General features: G+C 35.1%; 19 protein-coding genes. 14 read left to right on the top strand and 5 right to left on the bottom strand.

Features of this window, described 5'->3' with window-relative positions:
* Nucleotides 1-126: 126 nt before the first annotated feature.
* The 7 genes from uvrA to C240_RS15275 all read left to right on the top strand — a co-directional run bounded on the left by uvrA (nucleotide 127) and on the right by C240_RS15275 (nucleotide 7,969).
* Nucleotides 127-2,943 (top strand): excinuclease ABC subunit UvrA, encoded by a 2,817-nt coding sequence (gene uvrA / locus C240_RS15305; protein ID WP_271497560.1) that lies wholly within the window; start codon nucleotides 127-129, stop codon nucleotides 2,941-2,943.
* Nucleotides 2,944-3,394: 451 nt separating this feature from the next.
* Nucleotides 3,395-3,601: a hypothetical protein gene (locus tag C240_RS15300; protein WP_271497558.1), complete on the top strand. Its 207-nt coding sequence runs from the start codon at nucleotides 3,395-3,397 to the stop codon at nucleotides 3,599-3,601.
* 241 nt (nucleotides 3,602-3,842) lie between these two features.
* Entirely contained in the window at nucleotides 3,843-4,622 is a 780-nt protein-coding gene (locus C240_RS15295) for a YusW family protein (protein ID WP_271497557.1), read from the top strand.
* 274 nt (nucleotides 4,623-4,896) lie between these two features.
* Nucleotides 4,897-5,781: an RNase adapter RapZ gene (rapZ, locus tag C240_RS15290; protein WP_271497555.1), complete on the top strand. Its 885-nt coding sequence runs from the start codon at nucleotides 4,897-4,899 to the stop codon at nucleotides 5,779-5,781.
* A complete protein-coding gene (locus C240_RS15285) occupies nucleotides 5,778-6,776 on the top strand; it encodes a gluconeogenesis factor YvcK family protein (RefSeq protein ID WP_271497553.1) in 999 nt (332 codons plus the stop codon). The genes rapZ and C240_RS15285 overlap by 4 nt, the downstream gene beginning before the upstream one ends.
* A 28-nt stretch (nucleotides 6,777-6,804) precedes the next feature.
* Nucleotides 6,805-7,740 carry a DNA-binding protein WhiA gene (gene whiA, locus C240_RS15280; RefSeq protein WP_271497551.1) on the top strand — a complete coding sequence of 312 codons (936 nt, stop codon included), beginning with the start codon at nucleotides 6,805-6,807 and terminating at the stop codon, nucleotides 7,738-7,740.
* Nucleotides 7,741-7,783: 43 nt separating this feature from the next.
* A complete protein-coding gene (locus C240_RS15275; RefSeq protein WP_271497667.1) occupies nucleotides 7,784-7,969 on the top strand; it encodes a hypothetical protein in 186 nt (61 codons plus the stop codon).
* 378 nt (nucleotides 7,970-8,347) lie between these two features.
* Here the strand turns inward: C240_RS15275 and C240_RS15270 are convergent, their stop codons facing one another.
* The 3 genes from C240_RS15270 to C240_RS15260 form a co-directional block, all read right to left on the bottom strand.
* Nucleotides 8,348-8,869, bottom strand: a complete 522-nt coding sequence (locus tag C240_RS15270; protein WP_271497549.1) for a DsbA family protein — start codon at nucleotides 8,867-8,869, stop codon at nucleotides 8,348-8,350.
* A 107-nt stretch (nucleotides 8,870-8,976) separates the two neighbouring features.
* Entirely contained in the window at nucleotides 8,977-9,570 is a 594-nt protein-coding gene (clpP, locus tag C240_RS15265) for an ATP-dependent Clp endopeptidase proteolytic subunit ClpP (protein ID WP_271497547.1), read from the bottom strand.
* 467 nt (nucleotides 9,571-10,037) lie between these two features.
* Nucleotides 10,038-10,511: a TM2 domain-containing protein gene (locus C240_RS15260; protein WP_271497545.1), complete on the bottom strand. Its 474-nt coding sequence runs from the start codon at nucleotides 10,509-10,511 to the stop codon at nucleotides 10,038-10,040.
* A 204-nt stretch (nucleotides 10,512-10,715) separates the two neighbouring features.
* Between C240_RS15260 and C240_RS15255 the strand changes: the two genes are divergently transcribed.
* From C240_RS15255 to C240_RS15225, 7 genes are all read left to right on the top strand, one after another.
* The gene (locus C240_RS15255; protein ID WP_271497543.1) at nucleotides 10,716-11,231 is read left to right on the top strand and encodes a hypothetical protein; all 516 of its coding nucleotides are present in this window, start codon (nucleotides 10,716-10,718) and stop codon (nucleotides 11,229-11,231) included.
* Nucleotides 11,232-11,757: 526 nt separating this feature from the next.
* On the top strand, nucleotides 11,758-13,449 hold the full coding sequence (gene ilvD / locus C240_RS15250) for a dihydroxy-acid dehydratase (protein ID WP_271497541.1): 1,692 nt from the start codon (nucleotides 11,758-11,760) through the stop codon (nucleotides 13,447-13,449).
* Nucleotides 13,450-13,463: 14 nt separating this feature from the next.
* On the top strand, nucleotides 13,464-15,158 hold the full coding sequence (ilvB, locus tag C240_RS15245) for a biosynthetic-type acetolactate synthase large subunit (RefSeq protein ID WP_271497539.1): 1,695 nt from the start codon (nucleotides 13,464-13,466) through the stop codon (nucleotides 15,156-15,158).
* Nucleotide 15,159: 1 nt separating this feature from the next.
* Nucleotides 15,160-15,642: an acetolactate synthase small subunit gene (ilvN, locus tag C240_RS15240; protein WP_271497537.1), complete on the top strand. Its 483-nt coding sequence runs from the start codon at nucleotides 15,160-15,162 to the stop codon at nucleotides 15,640-15,642.
* Nucleotides 15,643-15,696: 54 nt separating this feature from the next.
* Nucleotides 15,697-16,692, top strand: coding sequence for a ketol-acid reductoisomerase (gene ilvC / locus C240_RS15235; protein ID WP_271497535.1), 996 nt, complete (start codon nucleotides 15,697-15,699; stop codon nucleotides 16,690-16,692).
* 108 nt (nucleotides 16,693-16,800) lie between these two features.
* Nucleotides 16,801-18,054 (top strand): threonine ammonia-lyase IlvA, encoded by a 1,254-nt coding sequence (ilvA, locus tag C240_RS15230; RefSeq protein WP_271497533.1) that lies wholly within the window; start codon nucleotides 16,801-16,803, stop codon nucleotides 18,052-18,054.
* 479 nt (nucleotides 18,055-18,533) lie between these two features.
* The gene (locus C240_RS15225) at nucleotides 18,534-20,402 is read left to right on the top strand and encodes an acyltransferase family protein (RefSeq protein WP_271497531.1); all 1,869 of its coding nucleotides are present in this window, start codon (nucleotides 18,534-18,536) and stop codon (nucleotides 20,400-20,402) included.
* Between the two features lie 138 nt (nucleotides 20,403-20,540).
* On the opposite strand, the gene C240_RS15220 is transcribed toward C240_RS15225, so the two are convergent.
* A complete protein-coding gene (locus C240_RS15220; protein ID WP_271497529.1) occupies nucleotides 20,541-21,062 on the bottom strand; it encodes a GNAT family N-acetyltransferase in 522 nt (173 codons plus the stop codon).
* 16 nt (nucleotides 21,063-21,078) lie between these two features.
* The gene (locus C240_RS15215) at nucleotides 21,079-21,903 is read right to left on the bottom strand and encodes an NUDIX domain-containing protein (RefSeq protein WP_442896604.1); all 825 of its coding nucleotides are present in this window, start codon (nucleotides 21,901-21,903) and stop codon (nucleotides 21,079-21,081) included.
* Between the last annotated feature and the right edge of the window lie 151 nt (nucleotides 21,904-22,054).

The raw sequence follows: 22,054 nt of genomic DNA, 5'->3' as shown, positions 1-22,054 counted from the left end.
GAAGTGTAGGAGATTGACTGAAGGGAACAAAGGAGAATAAGGACCAACGTTTCCTGCGGTCAACTTCTACTATTACATTAGCTCAAAAAACATTATCGTTATGTTTCACAGTAAAGGAGAGTAGTAATGGCAAATGATAAAATCGTCATTCATGGCGCACGTGCCCATAATTTAAAAGATATCGATGTCACAATCCCGCGTGATAAAATGGTTGTAGTAACTGGGCTATCTGGCTCAGGAAAAAGTTCGTTGGCGTTTGATACATTATACGCAGAAGGTCAACGTCGCTATGTAGAAAGTCTTTCAGCATATGCTAGACAGTTTTTAGGACAGATGGATAAACCTGATGTCGATAGTATCGATGGATTAAGTCCCGCAATTTCGATTGACCAAAAAACAACAAGCAAAAACCCTCGATCAACAGTGGGAACAGTAACTGAAATCAATGACTATTTAAGATTATTGTTTGCTCGAGTAGGGCATCCAATTTGTCCTAACGATCATATTGAAATCACTAGCCAGTCTGTTGAACAAATGGTTGATAAGGTATTAGAATTACCAGAAAAAACCAAAATTCAAATTTTAGCCCCAGTGATCGTTAAGAAAAAAGGTCAACATAAAAAAATCTTTGAAATGATTCAGCGTGAAGGTTATGTCCGTATGCGAGTGGATGGAGAAACCTATGATGTAAGTGAAGCACCTGAACTTGAAAAAAATAAAAAACATGATATTGCAATCGTGATTGACCGAATTGTTGTAAAAGAAGGCATTCGTTCACGTTTGTTTGACTCCTTTGAAGCAGCTTTACGTTTAGCAGATGGTTATGCATTAGTGGACGTAATTGATGGTGAAGAAATGCTATTTAGCGAGCATTATGCTTGTCCTTATTGCGGATTCACAGTAGGTGAATTAGAACCAAGATTGTTTTCATTTAATGCGCCTTTTGGAGCTTGTCCTGACTGTGATGGTTTAGGGATCAAATTGGAAGTCGATCGTGATTTAGTGATTCCAGATGGGACGAAAACCTTACGTGAAGGGGCAATTGCTCCGTGGAATCCAATCAGTTCTCAATATTATCCGCAAATGTTGGAACAAGCGGCGGATAGCTTTAACATTGATATGGATACGCCTTTTAATGAATTACCTGAAGAACATCAAGACATTATTTTGAATGGTTCAAATGGTGAACCGTTCCATTTCCATTATGAAAATGATTTTGGCGGAGTCCGTGACGTTGAAGTTCCATTTGAAGGAGTTTTAACAAATATTAAACGCCGTTACCATGAAACAAACAGTGACTTTACTCGTGACCAAATGCGATTATATATGACTGAATTAACCTGTCAAACGTGTAAAGGTTATCGTTTAAATCCGCAAGCATTATCTGTTAAAATCGATAATACAAATATTGGTCAAATTAGCGAGCTGGCAATTAAGAATGCAGTAAACTTTTTTGAAACAGTTAAATTGTCGGAACAAGAACAAATCATTGCGAAACCTATTTTAAAAGAAGTCGAAGATCGTTTGAACTTTTTGAAAAATGTTGGCTTGGATTATTTAACTTTAAGTCGAGCAGCGGGGACTTTATCAGGTGGGGAAGCGCAGCGGATTCGTTTAGCAACACAAATCGGTTCCAATCTTTCTGGTGTTTTATATATTTTGGATGAACCTTCTATTGGCTTACATCAGCGCGATAATGATCGTTTGATTGAGTCGTTGAAAAAAATGCGTGATCTTGGTAATACCTTAATTGTCGTTGAACATGATGAAGATACTATGCGTGCTTCTGATTATTTAATCGATGTAGGACCGGGCGCGGGTCATTTAGGTGGTGAAATTGTTGCTTCAGGCACACCAGATGAAGTTGCTAAAAATCCTGATTCCCTTACTGGTCAATATCTTTCTGGAAAAAAAGTAATTCCAGTTCCAAAAGAGCGCAGGCAGGGAAATGGCAATGCAATCAAAATTACTGGTGCATCTGAAAATAATTTGAAAAATGTCTCGGTTGAATTCCCATTAGGTGAGTTTGTTGCGGTTACTGGTGTTTCAGGTTCGGGTAAAAGTACGTTAGTAAACCAAATCTTGAAAAAAGCTTTGGCACAAAAGCTTAATCGAAATTCTAATAAACCAGGAAAACATAAGAGCATTACTGGCTATAAACATATTGAAAAAATCATTGATATTGACCAAAGTCCAATTGGTCGTACACCTCGTAGTAACCCAGCAACCTATACCAGTGTTTTTGATGATATTCGTGATTTGTTCGCTAAGACGAACGAAGCTAAAGTTCGCGGATATAAAAAAGGACGTTTTAGCTTTAATGTTAAAGGCGGTCGTTGTGAAGCTTGTCGTGGTGATGGCATTATCAAAATTGAAATGCACTTTTTACCCGATGTTTACGTTCCTTGTGAAGTTTGTCATGGCAAACGTTATAACTCTGAAACACTTGAAGTTCATTACAAAGGCAAAAATATTTCCGATATTTTAGATTTAACAGTAGAAGATGCTGTGGAGTTTTTCCAACATATTCCTAAAATTCATCGTAAATTGAAAACAATCGTTGATGTTGGTTTAGGCTATGTGACTTTAGGACAACCAGCAACAACACTTTCAGGTGGCGAAGCTCAACGGATGAAATTAGCCAGCGAATTACACAAGAATTCAAATGGGAAAAATTTCTACATCTTGGATGAACCGACAACTGGATTACACACAGATGATATTGCTCGTTTGCTGCATGTTTTAGAACGTCTTGTTGAAGCTGGTAATACAGTTTTAGTTATCGAACACAATCTAGATGTAATCAAATCAGCAGATCATGTGATTGATTTAGGTCCAGAAGGCGGCGATGGCGGCGGAACGATTGTTGCAACTGGAACACCAGAGGAGATTGCCAAGGTTAAAGCAAGTTATACAGGTAAATATCTCAAACGAGTTTTATAGAATATTTATTTAAATTTATATAAACGAGTGAATATGTTAAAGAAATTCTGAAGTTTTCAGACAATTCACTAATTGCTATTGATTTGTCTAATCAGTTGAAGTAAACTACAAGCACAAAGATATATTGTTCAACCAAATTGGTATATATCTTTCTATAAATATTCCGTTCAAAAAAGAAAGCACAGCCTTCATTATTTGAAGACTGTCTTTTTTTGTTTTAAATTAAATAAGCTTAATTTTATTAATTATTTAATTAGAACAATTATATTTTATACCGTGGATTTAAAAATAATTAGAAATAAATGATAAAAAAACCAAAAATAATCGAATTCAATTAATTTTATCTAAAAATAGTCAAAAAAAGGAAATAACTATACGCATGTTGAATGATAATTATCAATAAAACGTGCTATTCTATACTTATCAAAAAAGTATGGAAGGATGATTTTTCTTGGAAAAAAGAGAAATTGAAATTGGCGCTCATTATGTCTGTCATGGATCGAACTTTTCTTGGTTTTTTGTTGGAGAAGCTATCTCGAAAAAAGAAGAAGACGTCCAAATCAGAGTGGTTAAATGCCACCCTGCTGATCGTTCAACTATAAACTGTGATGATCCAATTTTAGATTTGGATTATTTTAATGTGATTGAAGATGTATAACGTCATTAATTGAATTGTTTTTTTTATTTTCATTTATTTTTTCGATAAAATATATATCAATAGGGTTGGGAAAAACATAAATTGTTTATCCAGCCCTTTTTTGATCGCTAAAATATTGAAATAAAGCATATAAAATGCTAGATGAAAAATTGACGAAATAACTCATGCGCTGTATACTACTTTTATAAATTGGTTATAGATATATGACATTTTTATAAAATTTGATCTAAGGATGATAATAATGAAAAAAGTAAAAAGACTAAAAGGTCTATTCCTTGTTGGTATGATAATGTTAATTGGGGCAACCTCTTTGGCTACTATAAAAACAGTGAGTGCCGCAACCATTGTTTCTGAAACAAAAAATAAAAAAGTAGTCAGTTACTCAAAACAAGAATTAGAAAAAGGCACGGATGTAAAATTTGAAACTGACTCAATAGATAAGATTTATCAATTGTTAAAACAAACAAAAACATGGGGAAATTTAGGCGAGAATACTGAAAATGCTCAAAGAATTGCTGATCGTTTTGAACAAAGTGAATCACAAGCCATTAAAATTTTAAAAAACATTGTTGCTAGTGATGGTTTGAAATTGAAAGTTGTATTTGTGAATAAACCGAAATATAGTACCGTTAGTATCGGCACACTAGAACAAGAAACAACGGCTAAAAAAAATGATTCAAGCACGAAAAAAACGATAGATAAAACTTTGAAAGCGCAGGTCAAAGCGATTGATCTTAAAATTGAATATAAACATAAAGACATTGAATTAGAATATGACGTCAAATCTAATGGTTTAGTTAAAGCAAAGTATCAAAATGAGTTTACGAAAGAAAAATTAGATGGTGAAAAGGCGCAAAAAATAATCGAAAACTTATTTTCAGGTTTAGATCTAAAAGATAGTAGCAAATCAGACATTAAAGACCATATTTTGATGAAATTGGATGAAGAGAAAGGTGTTAAGAAATTTGAGTTTAAAGTAAAATTTTCTGATAAGTCAAAAATAGAATTTGAGATTGAATAAACTGCTGGATGACTAATTGCAAATATAAATAATCAACAAATGGACATAAAGGACTGCAGAAGGTCATATTTATTGAGTATTTATTTCTTATTTTTAACTTGGATTTAGAGTGTGAAGCAAAACAGGGCTAGCGTTTTGCTTCACACTCTTTTTATCCGTGCTATAGATAATTCTTAAGAAAAAATGGAGATATCATCAGAATTATCTGAAAAACTTCCCTTGATACGCCCGGGATGATATAATTAGTAAAATGCTTTAAAAGGGGCGCTATAAAATGGCTGATAATTTACAATTAGTAATAATAACTGGAATGAGCGGAGCAGGTAAGACTGTAGCTATTCAAAGTTTTGAAGATATGGGGTATTTCTGTATTGATAACATGCCGCCAAGTTTAATCCCTAAGTTTTGGGAATTAATTAAAGAGTCTGGCAAAGTAACTAAAATTGCGTTAGTCATTGATTTACGTTCACGTAATTTCTTTAGAGAAATTCAAGATATGTTAGTAGAACTGGAAAATACTAATCTAATTGATACGACAATTATGTTTTTAGATGCAACAGATGAAGAATTGGTTTCTCGCTACAAAGAAACAAGACGTGCTCATCCGTTAGCGATGGATGGCTTGGTAACAGAAGGAATTAGAAAAGAACGAGCAATTTTAGAAGAAATTAAAGGTGATGCTCAAGTTGTTATTGATACAACAGATTTATCACCGAGACAATTACGAGAACGCATAAATGATGAATTTAAGTCAAAAGATACTCATGGTTTTAGAATTGAATTAGTTTCTTTCGGATTTAAATACGGCTTGCCAATTGACGCTGATATCGTAATGGATGTACGTTTTTTACCAAACCCACATTACATTCCCGAATTACGACCATTAACCGGACAAGATGCATCGGTGTATGATTATGTTATGAGTTTTCCAGAAACAGAAAGTTTCTATACACATTTTATAAATTTACTGAAAAATGTTATGCCAGGTTATGAAAAAGAAGGAAAATCTAGCGTAACGATTGCGATTGGCTGTACTGGCGGTCAACATCGTTCGGTGGCTTTAACTGAACGTGTAGGTAAAGAATTGGCTCAAGATTATCATGTAAATATTACTCATCGAGATAAAGGTAAACGTAAAGAGACGGTGAATCGCTCATGAAAATGAAAACCTATCGTATTAGAAAACCTAAGATCGTTGTTGTTGGCGGTGGGACTGGTTTACCAGTAATTTTAAAAAGTTTACGCAATCAAAGTGCAGATATAACAGCTGTCGTAACAGTGGCTGATGATGGTGGCAGCAGCGGAGAAATTCGTGAATCTATGAATACCACACCGCCAGGAGATCTGCGGAATGTATTGGTTGCTTTATCAGATATGCCACAACTTTATGAAGATATTTTTCAATATCGTTTTGATAAATCAGATAATTACTTTGCTAATCATGCGATTGGTAATTTAATTATTGCTGCTGTTTCAGAAATGCGTGGAAGTACCTATGAAGCAATTCAACTTCTTTCAAAAATGATGCATGTGGATGGTCACATTTATCCATCTTCAGAACGGCCGCTGACTTTGCATGCTGTTTTTAAAGATGGCTCAATTGCAGTGGGAGAATCCAATATTGCAGTTGATCGTAAAACAATCGATCATGTTTTTGTTACAAATACACATGATGAAGAACAGCCAAAAGCTGCCAGAAAAGTCGTTAAAGCAATTGAAGAAGCAGACATGATTGTTTTGGGACCTGGAAGTATGTTCACTAGTATTTTACCAAATCTTGTAATCAGTGAAATCGGAGATGCAATTATTAATGCAACAGGCGAAGTTGTCTATATTTGTAATATTATGACGCAAAAAGGCGAGACGGAACATTTTACTGATGCGGATCATGTTTGTGTTTTACATGAACATTTAAAGCATAAATTTGTAGATACCGTTTTAGTGAATACTGAAAAAGTGCCGGAAGGTTATATGGATCCGGAAATTTATGATGAGTATCTAGTCCAAGTGGAACATGATTTTCAAAAATTAAGAGATGAAGGTTGTCGTGTGATCTCAACAGACTTCTTAAAGCTGCGTGATGGCGGCGTTTTCCATGACGGAGATAAGGTTGTTGATGAGTTGTTTCGGATCGTGTTTGGAGCAAGATATTAAGAACTAGTAGCAGAAAGGAGGAGTAGACATGTCGTTTGCCTCAGATGTAAAGAAAGAGCTGACTACATTAGAAGTTCATCGCGAACATGCCAGAGCCGAATTGGCAGCATTGATTCGAATGAACGGTTCTTTAAGCATTGTCAATCAGCAATTTGTATTAAACGTACAAACTGAAAATGCAGCCATTGCCAGACGAATCTATTCTCTTTTAAAAGATCATTATAATGCTCGTTCAGAGCTTTTAGTTCGGAAAAAAATGAAATTGAAAAAAAATAATGTGTATATTGTACGGTTAAAGCATGACACGAAAAACGTGCTTGCTGATTTGGATATTCTGGATGGGATGATGTTTAACACTCATGTATCTGATGATATTATGGGGAATGCTCAAAAAATGAAGTCTTATTTGAGGGGCGCATTTATGGCATCAGGTTCTGTGAATAATCCTGAAACGAGTCGTTATCACCTAGAAATTTTTTCAATTTATGAAGAGCATAACGAAGATATTTGTCAGATGTTAAACTATTATGATCTAAATGCTCGAACTTTAGAAAGACGAAACGGGTATATTTCCTATTTAAAAGGTGCTGAAAAAATTGCTGATTTCCTAACGTTAATTGGCGCAACTAATTCGATGTTAAAATTCGAAGATGTCCGTATTGTTAGAGATATGCGTAATTCAGTGAATCGTTTAGTGAATTGCGAGACAGCAAATTTAAACAAAACCATTGATGCCGCATCAAAACAAATCGAAAATATCCAATATATCGATAACACGGTAGGTTTAGCAGCTTTACCAGAAAAATTACAAGAAATAGCTGAACTTCGTATGGAATACCCAGAAGTAAGTTTGAAAGAATTAGGAGAAATGATTCCGTCAGGAGCAATTTCAAAATCAGGGATTAATCATCGAATTCGTAAAATTAATGAATTTGCCGATAAACTAAGAGAAAAAAGTGCATAGTTTCTAAAAATCGCTAGAAATAGCAGAGAGCTAGGTGAACAAGATGGGTGTAGAAGATAAAGATTTTATCATGAGACAAATTAGACAACTAGGAGAAGGCTTAGGGACTTTTCTTGGAAAAGAAGATGTGGACAAAATTTTAAGTTTTGGTGAAGATGCACAAAAGGAAAAAGAGGACACAGCTAGTGAAAAAGAAGTATCTTCAGAGCAATCATCAATAGAGCAATAGGCAGAGACAAAAGCGTTTAGCTCCGAGAACCGGGTAGGTACTGTGCAACATCAACTCGGTTCTCGTTGTGTTTTACAGCAATAAGAAGGGATTCACGAAAATTGCCAAGAATCGCCATGAGCTTGCGAATGGATGATGATTGGTACCTACTCGGTGATCTTCAAATTTTTGAACCAAGTAGGTACTATTCTACATCAGTTCGTACCTCACTGTGTTTCATAGCAATTTCGGCTTATTTCCGAAGCCTTCAATTCTTAGAGCTTTAGCTCTTAGAAATTGTTGTGATCGGAACGAAGTGGAGTAGCTGCTTTTTTTTCGCCATTTATTCGGATCTAGTGAGTGAAACAAAACTGATTTTAGTTTTGCTTCACTCACTTTTTATTTTCCTTCTAAATAGCTTATTAGTTCATCTTTTGTTACAGATTCATCAAAGATATGTTCACCAATAACAATTGTTGGTACAAATTTAATATTAGCAGCGCCAGCTTCCGCAATGACAGCATCGATGATTTTAGGATTTTCTTTTTTAGTTAATTGTAAATTATTTTCAGCAAATGCTGCTACATCTTCTAAAGAAAGATTTCCCCATTGATTTTGAGTGTCGTACATTTGTTTCAGATTCAATAATCCTTTTTCTGGTAAATCATAATCAATATAATGATGCATAATATTCCCGCGCTGTAAGCTTTCTTTTTCTTTATCAAAAAGTTTAATAATTCGTTGGACTTTGCCTTCATTAACGTAGTCATTCAATAAATCAAATGAATCTTCAAACCATTTTTTGCAATATGGGCAGCGAACATTCATAAATTCTACCATTTTGATTGGTGCAGAATCTTTACCGATAACCAAACCATTTTCTGTTGTAACTTTTGTTGCATCAATTATGGAAATATCCATGTTTATAACTTCCTTTCCTTTTTTCTATCTATAGTGTAGCGCTTTTTCATTTAAGGATAAATAAAAATGCCTAAAATTTTTCAATAAATTTTAGGCATTCAGCTATTCTAGCTTAATGAGCTACTATTTTCCATTACTTCATCAATCAAACCATATTCTTTGGCTTCTTGAGCAGTCATAAAGTTATCGCGATCAGTATCACGTTCGATAATTTCAAGAGGTTGCCCAGTACGTTCTGCTAAAATTTTATTCAAGCGATCGCGTGTATCCAAAATATGTTTTGCAGCAATTTCAATTTCAGTTGCTTGACCTTGAGCACCGCCGAGTGGTTGGTGGATCATGATTTCAGCATTAGGTAAGGCAAAACGTTTGCCTTTTTGACCAGCTGTTAATAGGAAGCTACCCATAGATGCAGCCATACCTAAAACGATTGTTTGTACATCAGCTTTCACGAAATTCATTGTATCAAAAATCGCTAGTCCAGCAGAAACACTTCCTCCAGGAGAGTTGATGTAAATGTAGATATCTTTTTCAGAGTCTTGAGCATCCAAAAATAGTAACTGTGCGATAACTGAGTTTGCAACGTTATCGTCAATTGGACCACTTAACATGATGATTCTATCTTTTAATAAACGTGAATAAATATCATAAGCTCTTTCTCCACGAGATGACTGTTCAATGACTGTTGGTATTAAATTCATAGTATATTCCTCCTATATAAAAAGCTCTTCAAATCATTTTATCACAAAGTATAATTGATTGCTTAAAAAAAGTATACTTCATTGGTCAATAAAGGTCAACTTAAATGCACAGAAATCTTAGAGAGTTTTTTACTAGAAAATGCTAGGTAAAATATTTGGTTAAAAAGAGAATAATTATAGTAGGGACATAATTCATTGAGTTATATCTACATCAGTAAAAATCTGAATAAACGGTATGACACTCCATTTCATTTCGATCACACTGTTGTAAATCAAGAAGAATACCGTGATTCAATGATGAACGATACAAGGCTCAGAATATGCGTTGCTTCTTTTAAAAGCTTTAAGAATTGAAAGTTTCGAAAATTACGTAAAACCCGGACAATGCATGAAACACATTGTCCGGGCTTAGTCTAATTGCTCAAGTCTAAACGACTTTTATCACAACTTTGTTACTATGTTCAAAATTATGAAGTTACTACAATATTTCCATTTTGATCTGCTGTTTTTAATAAAGTCGCAATACAAGTACAAAACGCAATAATAGAAGGTATACCAGTCCAACAGAAAACGAGATACATAATTCCTTTGCCGCCAAAACCAGAATAAAATTTATGCGCGCCGATTCCCCCTAAGAAAAATGCTAATAAAAAATAAATCCATTTATTTACTACTCGGCCAGCTTGTACATAACCACCAACAGTTTGAGTATTGGCATTATTGTTTTCATTTACAATATTGATATTAATTTTATCTTGTAAGTTTTCTTGTTTTGTTTCAACTTTATGGATAATTAATTCATCTCCATCAGGAAATACATCAACAACATCCCCAATTTCTGGTTTGAAATTAAACCATTCATATAAAGCTCTTGTAGTACTTCCATCTTCGTTGGCAATAACAACCTCGTCAAAATCTAACTTCACAACTTTTTTCTCCATTTTTAAACCTCACTTTTACTAATCTCTTTTACTGTTCTAGTATAACATCAAATAAAGTTGTAATCTATATTAATTATGCTGAATATAGTTTTTTATTATTAGTAAAATTTTTGGTAATTCAAATTAAATTCATCTAATTTTTTTGTCATCGTAAAAGAGTGTGTTATACTAAAAAACAAGAACAAATAGAATGAGGGAATCTAAATGATTGTTTTTATTGCGGGAATGACCGGTGTGCTAGTAGGTGCTGTTATCGTATCTGTTGGTGTTTCATTACGGATGAGATATGAAGAACAGAAAGCCTTACGTTACCGTGAGTTAGAGCATTTTGTAAAAGAAATTGAGTCATTGAATTTATTAAATAAAAAAGTCAATGAAATCTTGCAAAAGCGGGATATTTATATTGATAATAAAGTTAACTTTATTTCAATGGATGATTGTTACATTAGTATTGATGACTTTATCTATTTAGAATCTTTCTCGGCTCAGAATAATTTTTACTTACCTACATATTTGGTAGAGGAATTTTTCAAGAAGATTGCTCATAGAAAAGTTATCCTGACACCTGATGAAATAATTGCTATGGGTGGAAGTACGTACAAAGGTGGACGCGTTATTTTAGAAAGTTTCTCTGAAGAATTGCTAACGATTATTGAAGATAAGAAGAAACAAATGAAAAGTTTGTCACATAAACCACTCTATTATTTCCAAAGTAATTAATCAAACTGCTGATTTTCTCATGAAAAATGAGAATCAGCAGTTTTTTTGTAGTGAAAAATAATGTCAAATTTACAACAAATTCCAATTAATCGCTAGATTTTCCAATACAAACAAACATTAAGTAAATAACTTCAGACTAACGTTTTTAGAATTTTCTGAATTTTTTTATCAAATTTTATTGACATTCTCATTTATTAGGTTTATAGTTAACAAAAGTTCTTATTTATCACAGACTATTTTAATCTTAAAGATTTTTGATGAGGAGACCATTGCCATGAGAAAGACAAATAACGATCACGTATTAGTCATTATTTTATCGTATAGGACTTAGAACACTGAGAAATTTCGCAGATGTTTGAGTCCTGTTTGTCTTTGGTAGATGGGATTCTTACTAAGGCATCCCAGTCATTTGATTGGGGTGCTTTTTTTGTAAAAAATCTATTAAAGAAGTTAGAGTCTAAATCAGAAAATAAAACAGAAGAGTTATACTGCTTCTTCTAAACACAATGAATTGGAGTGAATGAAAATGCGTAGTGATCAAATAAAAAAAGGAATAGAGGCTGCTCCCGCCAGAAGTTTGCTGTATGCAACGGGACAAGTAAAAAATGCGAAAGATATGGCTAAACCATTCATCGCTATTTGTAATTCTTATATTGATATCGTTCCCGGACATGTTCATTTAAGGGAATTAGCTGATGTAGCCAAAGAAGCCATTCGCGAAGCTGGCGGAATACCGTTTGAATTTAATACTATTGGGGTTGATGATGGGATTGCGATGGGCCATATCGGAATGCGTTATTCACTACCAAGTAGAGAAATCATTGCTGATGCAGCGGAAACAGTGATTAATGCCCATTGGTTTGATGGTGTATTTTATATTCCAAACTGCGATAAGATCACTCCTGGGATGTTATTAGCAAGTGTTCGTACCAATGTTCCAGCAATTTTTTGCTCTGGTGGCCCAATGAAGGCCGGTGTTGATCCAAGAGGTCATACTGCAACTTTATCATCAATGTTTGAGGCTGTTGGAACATTTAAAGAAGGTAAAATGACAGAAGCAGAGTTTAATTTTTTGGAGCAAAATGCCTGTCCGACCTGTGGTTCTTGTGCCGGAATGTTTACAGCTAATTCAATGAATTGTTTGATGGAGATTTTAGGAATGGCATTACCAGGCAATGGTACTATTTTAGCTGTTTCGGATGAACGTAGAGAGTTAGTTAGGAAATCAGCATTTCATTTGATGGATTTAGTCAAAAATCAAGTGAAACCTCGGGATATTATAACTAAAGAAGCGATTGATGATGCATTTGCATTAGATATGGCAATGGGCGGCTCAACAAATACCGTTTTGCATACACTAGCAATTGCTAACGAAGCTGAGATTGACTACAACTTAGAAGAAGTAAACGCAATTGCTGAAAGAGTTCCCTACTTATCCAAAATTGCTCCATCTTCTGCATATTCAATGCATGATGTTCATGAAGCAGGCGGAGTACCAGCCATTATGAAGGAATTAGTAGATTTAGGCAATGCTATTCACCCTGATCGAATTACGGTGACAGGAAAAACCATTCGGGAAAATGTCCAAGATGCCGTAATTAAAAATGAAGAAGTTATTCATCCTAAAGAGAATCCCTATAGCCCTGTTGGCGGACTATCTATTTTATATGGAAATATTGCTCCTAAAGGCAGTGTTATCAAAGTTGGTGGTGTTGATCCTTCGATTAAAAAGTTTGTAGGAAAAGCTATTTGTTTTAGTTCCCATGATGAAGCTGTTGAAGCGATTGATAATCACACAGTTAAAAAGGGTCATGTGGTGGTAATCCGTTATGAAGGGCCTAAAGGCGGTCCGGGAATGCCGGAAATGCTGGCACCGACTTCAAGCATTGTTGGACGTGGTTTAGGTAAAGATGTGGCGCTGATTACAGATGGTCGTTTTTCTGGGGCGACTCGAGGAATTGCTGTAGGTCATATTTCACCAGAAGCTGCCGCTGGCGGACCGATTGCTCTGGTTGAAGATGGGGACGAAATTGAAATTGATTTAACTAACCGTATCTTAGAATTGCATGTTTCAGATGAAGAATTGGCTAGAAGAAATGATCATTTGCCGAAATTCAAAGCGAAAGTAAAAACAGGATACCTAGCAAGATATACGGCATTGGTAACTTCAGCTCACACAGGTGGAATCATGCAAATACCAGAAGATCTATTAGACTAAAGGAGGGGAAGCTAATGGGGGAGCAACAAAGTAAAATGAAAAGTGGTTCTAAAATTTTGATTGATGCGTTGTTGAAACAAAAAGTTGAAATGATCTTCGGATATCCTGGTGGAGCAGTTCTTCCTCTATATGATGCATTGTACGATGGGGATATTCCTCATATTTTAACCAGACATGAACAAGGAGCGGTACATGCAGCAGAAGGATATGCAAAGGCTACAGGAAAACCGGGAGTTGTTATTGTTACAAGTGGTCCGGGGGCAACAAATGCAATTACAGGAATTGCAGATGCGATGAGTGATTCAATTCCGATGGTGGTGTTTACGGGACAGGTAATTACAGACGGTATCGGAAAAGATGCATTTCAGGAAGCTGATGTTGTTGGGTTGACAATGCCGATTACTAAAAATAACTATCAAGTTCGCGATACGAAAGAATTGCCGAGAATCATTGAAGAGGCTTTTCATATCGCGACAACCGGCAGAAAGGGACCAGTGGTCATTGATTTACCTAAAGATATGACGATTATGGAAGCTGATGCAGCAATTGATGTAAAACTAAATTTGCCAAGCTATCAACCAACAGTTAAACCGAACAAACTACAAGTCAAAAAATTAATGGAAGCATTAGCAACTGCTAAAAAACCGCTAGTCTTAGTTGGTGCTGGGGTTGTACATGCTAATGCTAGTAAAGAATTAGCTAAATTTATTGATAAATACCAAATTCCTGCCTTAAGTACTTTATTAGGCTTAGGAGCATTATCAACTGAAAATGAATTATTTTTAGGAATGGGTGGGATGCATGGTTCATTTGCTGCGAATATGGCGTTGACAGATTGCGATTTATTGATAAACTTCGGTTCTCGTTTCGATGATCGTTTAGCTAGTGCACCGCAAGAGTTTGCTCCAAATGCAGTGATCGCTCATGTTGATATTGATCCGGCTGAAATCGGTAAAATTATAGACACTCAGATTCCAATTGTAGCTGATGTGAAAGAAACACTAAAAGAAATGTTGAAGACAGATGTTGAATGTCAAGATACGACGGATTGGAAAAAGTTAAATTTATCCAGAAAAAAACTGCACCCATTTAAATACGATAAAGAACAAACCGCAGAAATCAAACCGCAAAAAGTTATTGAATATATTGGAGAATTAACAGATGGAGAGGCGATCGTTGCAACAGACGTTGGTCAACATCAAATGTGGGCAGCTCAGTTTTATCCATTCAAAAATGAAAAGCAGCTTGTTACAAGTGGTGGTCTGGGGACAATGGGCTATGGTGTACCAGCAGCAATTGGTGCAAAATTAGGTTGTCCAGATAAGGAAGTCGTTTTATTTGTTGGTGATGGTGGTTTTCAAATGACCAATCAGGAATTAGCTATTTTAAATGAATATAATATCCCGATTAAAATTGTTATTTTAAATAATCAATCATTAGGAATGGTGCGTCAGTGGCAGGAAAGTTTCTTCGATGGTCGCCGTTCTGAATCAGTTTTTACTACTCAACCAGACTTTGTAAAAATGGCTGAAGCCTATCATATCAAAGGTATCCGTATAACGAATCCAGAAACAGTGGAGGCAGAATTAACAGAAGCCTTTAAAGAAACAGGACCATTGTTGCTTGAAGTTATGGTGTCACCTACGGAACACGTTTTACCAATGGTGCCGGCTGGCAAAGCCAATTATCAGATGTTGGGAGTGGACTAACATGAAACGAATTATTACAGCAACCGTCAACAATAACTCTGGTGTCTTAAATCGCTTTAGCGGCGTTCTCACACGTAGACAAGTCAATATTGAAAGTATCTCTGTTGGACCAACCGAGCAAGAAAATATCTCACGAATAACCATTGTTGTCCATGTCGCTGATTTAAAAGAAAGTGAGCAAGTTACCAAGCAATTAAATAAACAAATTGATGTGATTAAAGTTTCTGATATTACAGATGAAGCGCATTTAGAACGTGAATTAGCTTTAGTTAAAGTCAATGCACCGGCAGCTGTTCGAGCCGAATTATTTTCAGTAATTGACCCATTTAGGGCGAATGTCATTGATGTCGGTACTAAATCGGTCGTGATTCAAGTTACAGGGACAAGTGAAAAAATCAGCGCTTTTGTTGATGTAGTTGCACCATACGGCATTAAACAATTAGCTAGGACAGGTGTCACTGGATTCACAAGAGGCAACAATTAAAAACGGGTCTTAAAGCAAAACGCTTATAAGAATAAAAAATTTGGAGGTTTTACAATGGCAAAAGTATATTATGAAAATTCAGTGGAAAACAATCAATTACAAGGAAAAACAATCGCAATCATCGGGTATGGCTCACAAGGTCATGCGCATGCGCAAAATTTAAGAGATAATGGCAATCAAGTTATTATTGGCATTCGTGAAGGAAAATCAGCTGAAGCAGCTCGCAATGACGGTTTTGATGTCTTAACAGTTGAAGAAGCATCTAAAAAAGCAGATGTTGTTATGATTTTAGCTCCTGATGAAATTCAAGGGACTTTGTATGATAACGAAATTGCACCAAACTTAGAAGCCGGCAATGCATTAGCATTTGGCCATGGTTTCAATATTCATTTTGATGTAATTACACCACCAAAAGATGTGGATGTTTTCTTAGTTGCTCCTAAAGGACCAGGGCATTTAGTTCGTCGGACATTTACAGAAGGATTTGCTGTACCAGCGTTATTTGCAGTTTATCAAGATGCTACAGGCAATGCGCGTGAAGTTGCGTTATCTTATGCAAAAGGTATTGGTGCAACCCGTGTAGGTGTATTAGAAACAACCTTTAAAGAAGAAACTGAAACAGATTTATTTGGAGAACAAGCAGTTCTTTGCGGTGGCTTAACTAGCCTGATTGAAGCAGGATTTGAAACATTAACGGAAGCTGGCTACCAACCAGAATTAGCATATTTTGAGGTATGTCATGAATTAAAATTAATCGTTGACTTGATTTATGAAGGAGGATTTGAAAAAATGCGTAATTCTATCTCAAATACTGCGGAATATGGTGACTACGTGTCAGGTCCACGTGTCGTTACAGCCGAAGCAAAAGCCAACATGAAAGATGTCTTAACCGATATCCAAAATGGTAAATTTGCGAAAGGCTTCATTGATGATAACAAAAATGGCTTTAAAGAGTTCAATCAAATGCGTAAAGATAACGCTGGACACCCAATTGAAAAAGTTGGTGCAGAATTACGTAAAATGATGCCATTTGTCTCAAAAGAAGACTAGATAGGCAACTAGTAAATTTTAAGCTGAGAAAGATTGATGCAACTCTCATGAGATGTGAGCTGGTCTTTCTCAGTTTCTATACATAATAAAAAAGGTGGGGAGAATTTGTTGAAGCTGACAAAAACAAAGGTTGATGAAGCATACGAGGTATTAAAAGATGTCGTGACTGAGACGCCATTGCAATATGATTTGTATCTATCACAAAAGTATCAATGTAACGTTTATTTAAAAAGAGAAGATCTACAAAAGGTTCGTTCATTCAAATTGAGAGGGGCGTATTACGCAATTAAACAAACTCCTCATGACCAATTAAAAAATGGTGTAGTTTGTGCCAGTGCTGGTAATCATGCACAAGGTGTAGCATTTACTTGTCATGAAATGAAAGTTCCAGCAACGATTTTTATGCCGACAACGACGCCACAGCAAAAAGTCTCTCAAGTGAAATTTTTTGGTGGAGAAGAAGTTGCAGTAAAATTGATTGGAGATACTTTTGATGCTTCGGCAAAAGCTGCTAAAGACTACGCAAAAACTAATAATCAAGCATTTATTGATCCGTTTGACGATATTAATATTATGGCTGGACAAGGTACGGTAGCCGCAGAAATATTTAACGAAGCCAAAAAATCTGAATTTCAGGTTGATTATCTTTTCGCCGCAATCGGCGGAGGCGGATTAATCAGTGGCGTTTCTACCTATACAAAAGAGGTCAGTCCAACGACAGCTGTTATTGGTGTAGAACCGCTAGGGGCTCAGTCAATGCGAGCAGCATTTAATGAAGGAAAACCTGTTATGTTGGAAAGTGTTGAAAAATTTGTTGATGGTGCTGCAGTGAAGCAAGTTGGAGAATTAACTTATAACCATACTTTAGAATATGTGGATGAGCTGTTAGCAGTTGATGAAGGGCAAGTTTGTACAACGATATTAGAATTATACACAAAACAAGCTATTGTGGTAGAGCCAGCTGGTGCTTTAAGTGTTTCAGGATTAGAATTAATGAAAGAGGATATCAAAGGAAAAAATGTTGTCTGTATTATAAGCGGTGGTAATAATGATATCAATCGGATGGAAGAAATTGAAGAACGTTCATTAATTTTTGAAGGATTGAAGCATTACTTTGTTATCAATTTTCCGCAAAGACCAGGAGCTTTACGCGAGTTTGTAACTGATATTTTAGGTCCGGACGATGATATTACAAGGTTTGAGTATACTAAAAAAGTCAATCGAGGTACTGGGCCAGTTATTTTAGGTATTTTACTAAAAGAGAAAGAAGAACTACCTAACTTACTCAAAAAAATTTCAGCATTTGATCCTAATTTTATTGATCTAAAAAATAATTCTTCATTATATGCTCTATTAGTTTAAATAGCTATGATAGGAAAAAATTCAGTATTTTTAGGTAAAATCAACGCTAGAATTAACTTAAATATATCCTGTCAAAATTTTAAAAAAAGCGATTTGAAGAATAGAATAAAATAACTTAAATTTTAAAAAATTACACAATAAATAAACAAGACATTGAGTCAGATGGGAATCAGACTTAATGTCTTGTTTTTATTTTTTTTGAATATCTAAAATTTAGTTAAAAAAATTGAAAATCTGAGGGAGAGTCCTTGCCATTTTTAACGAAAGGACGTATATTTAAGTTACTACATTAAATCAGTCAAACAAACATCGACTGTCAAAGATCATGAGCTAGATAGAAATTTTTTTCACTTCAATCGACCGCCTTTTTTGGTCACAAACACCTTATTTTTCTATCCTCAATTAACAATATCATGCTTTCTTTGTTAAAAAATTACTCGAATTATCAAAAATAGAATCTATGTAAAGTTGGAATATAAATGAATAATAAGAAAAGGTTAGAAGAGCGCCGCTATATTACCGGATTCGATGGGATTCGAACAATCGCGGTTGTCGGTGTAATTCTGTATCACTTGTTCCCTAATATAATGCGCGGGGGCTATTTAGGTGTCCCCATTTTTTTTGCAGTTTCAGGTTATTTAATAACAGATTTACTCAGGCAAGAATGGCTCAAAACTGAAACAATTGATATCAAAGGATTTTATATTCGTCGGATGAAGAGACTATACCCAGGTCTGTTAGCAATGTTAATTGCAGCATCAGCGTATATCGTGGTTTTTCAAAGAGATATGTTAAATAACTTACGTAGTGTTTTTGCCAGCAGCGTACTTTATTATAATAATTGGTGGCAAATTTTTAAAGGATTTTCTTACTTTGATCGGTTTACAACTCAATCTCCATTTACTCATATTTGGTCATTAGCTGTGGAAGCACAGAACTATTTAATTTGGCCCTTATTATTTATCTTACTCAAACGATATGTCAAGCATAGCGGTAAAATTTTCGGCATTATTATGGCAGCAGCTGTTGGATCAGGCATATTAATGGCAGTTTTGTATACTCCGGGTGCAGATCCCACGAGAGTTTATTATGGTACTGATACTCGTTTATTCTCAATTTTGTTAGGAAGTGGGTTGGCATTTGTTTGGCCTAGTTTCCGTTTGAAAGAAGAAATACCGTTGAAGGCAAAAAGTTTATTAAATGGTGTGGGCATTGTGTCGCTAGTCGTTTTACTGTTCGGATTTTTATTCTTGGCAGATCATTTAGCTTTTGTTTATTACGGTGGAATGTTTATTGTTAGTATTTTTGCAACGCTTTTAGTAGCGGTTACAGCTCACCCAGGTGCCGACTTGAATCGCTGGCTGACGAACCCGGTATTTACTTGGATTGGTAAACGTAGTTACGGCATTTATTTATATCAATTTCCGATAATGATTTTTTACGAAGCTAAGATCAAAAATTTAAGTGATCACATACTTTTACACTCGTTGGTTGAGATTGCTTTAATTTTAGGAATTAGTGAATTGTCTTATCGTTTCATTGAAAAACCGATGGGCAAATTTTATTACCAATATACATGGTTTGCCATTAAAGATTTTTTCAAAAAACCTTGGCTGACTATCCCTAAAGTAACAGCTGTGATTGGTACGTTTTTAACTTGTTTTGCGCTGTTTGCATTAGCGACAGCCCCTTCAAATGAAGTAACTGCCGATCAGCAGCAATTGCAAAAAAGTATTGAAGAAAATAAAAAGTTGGCAGAACAACGAAAAGCAGAAGAAAAAGCCAGAAATGAAGGAGAAGTTTCGGAATCTACTGAGCAGTCAAATCCTGTACCAGAAGCTAATTATGATTTAACCTCAGAAGAAGTAAAGAAAGCTCAATCAATGGAAATCACTGCCTTTGGAGATTCAGTTATTTTGGATGCTGCGGCAGGATTACAAGAAATATTTCCTAAAATGCTAGTTGATGGTGAAGTTGGCAGACAGTTATATACAAGCGCGCCAGCAATTCAACAGTTAGAAAAAGATAAAGTTTTAAAAGATAATGTATTAGTTGGATTGGGTACCAACGGTTCATTTACTGAAGCACAATTTGATGAATTTATGACAGCTATTGGTTCAAAACGAAAAGTGTATTGGGTCAACGTTCGAGTTCCAACACGTAGGTGGCAAAATGAAGTGAACACTATGTTGGAAAATATGAAAAAGAAATATGATAACTTAGTTGTGATTGATTGGTACAATTATAGCAACGAACATGAAGAGTGGTTTTATGATGATCGTGTTCATCCAAATGTTGAGGGGCAGGTAAAATATTCCAGCTTTATTGCAAAACAACTGGTAAAATGACTTATAGTATTTAATGTAGATGATAATGAGTAGTTATTTATTTTTATTTAAAAAGAATGCGTACTTTACAGATATTTACGGATAAAGTGAAAATACAAAAACCCTAACTATTGAAGCAAAATCAATAGTTAGGGTTATTTATTTTAGTACTAATTGATAAGCAAAACGCTCACCATCAGGAACAGGAAGTAAAACATCTCCTTGATATTGAAAGCCTACTTTTTTTATCAACTGCTGCATTGCAAAATTTTTAGGGTGTGTATCAATTCGAATATCTAGATATTCGTTTAATCGAGCCGCAGTGAGTAAAAAGTTCATTAATGTTAGTGCCAACCCCTTACCTTGGTATTCTGAGGCTAGTGCTACACGATGTATTACAACATATTCTCCTTTGGATAATGCCCATTGTCCAGAGTGCAATAGATCATAAGTTTCTTCTTTGGTTGTTGAAATAATACCTAAACCAGCTATTTTTTCATCTACAACTAAAACATAACATTGTTTCAGTGCTATATCTTGAATTAATTGCTCCTTAGATGGACCGGAGTTGTTTTGCCACTGAGGGACTTTTTTTTCGCGCAAAAGTTCTCGGGCATTGGAAATTATTTCCATAATATCAGCTAAATCAGTTGGAGTTGCTTTTCTTAAGTAAGTAACCATTATAGCAGCCTTTCTCTTAGGTGTAAGAAGTATCAGATTTCAATTGATAAATTTTTGATGGCCGTCCAATGCCGACAGGTCGTTCACCTATTTCTTCAAAATGATGCAGCATAGCTTTTTTAAAATTAGAGTGGTCAATCGATTTATAATCTACACCGGAAAATTTAGCAAAAACTTTGCGGGCTTCAGTAATTGTAAAATCTTTACCTAAAACTTGAAGAACTTGAGGATCATGTTCCATTTTGTTTGCTACGCGATTAAATGCTTTTAAAATAATCTCGCTATGGTCAAAGGCTAAAGTGTCTTTTCCAGTCGAAGCGCCAGTTTTTAAATCTAAGATAATTTCTACATCTGCATTGGTTAGAGTCAATCTATCGTTTTTTCGCTCCATAGTAAACCAGCGCACTTCTTTTGCATCATCTCCAGCAATTAAAGGTTCCTCACCAATAAAAGCGAGATAGCTCACCGTAACGACCCAGCCACGTGGATCACGATCAGGTCTGCTGAAGCTATGAAGTTGCTCGATGTTGTCTTTTGAAATAATTACTCCTGTTTCTTCTTGTGTTTCTCTTAAAACACTTTCGCCAGTAGATTCATTTCTATTCACAAATCCTCCAGGTAAGGCCCAAGAGTTTCGATAGGGATGTCCTTTTCTTTTAATTAATAAAATTTTCAGTTGATCTTCTTCTTTGTTATAGCACATTAAAACAATATCTACGGTCAGAGATGGTTTTTCGTATTCAGGAAGTTCTTGCTGATGATACCAATCTAAAAATTCAGTTTCACTTGCTTGCTGCTCGTAATATTGCTTTTCTGCTTCCTTTGAATTAAAGTGTGACACACTATTCATCCTCTCTAAAATAGATAAAAGTACTTTTTACTTTATTGTATCATTATCAACAAGAAAAACAACTAAAGACTAGTTTTTCTTATATAAAAAGTGGATGTCATTTTGTTGTTAACCTTTTAAAATAATTGGTTGACAAAAAGAT

The sequence above is a fragment of the Enterococcus sp. 5H genome, from assembly GCF_028128615.1.
Lineage (GTDB): Bacteria > Bacillota > Bacilli > Lactobacillales > Enterococcaceae > Enterococcus_L.
This window is presented reverse-complemented; position numbering and strand designations above follow the sequence as displayed.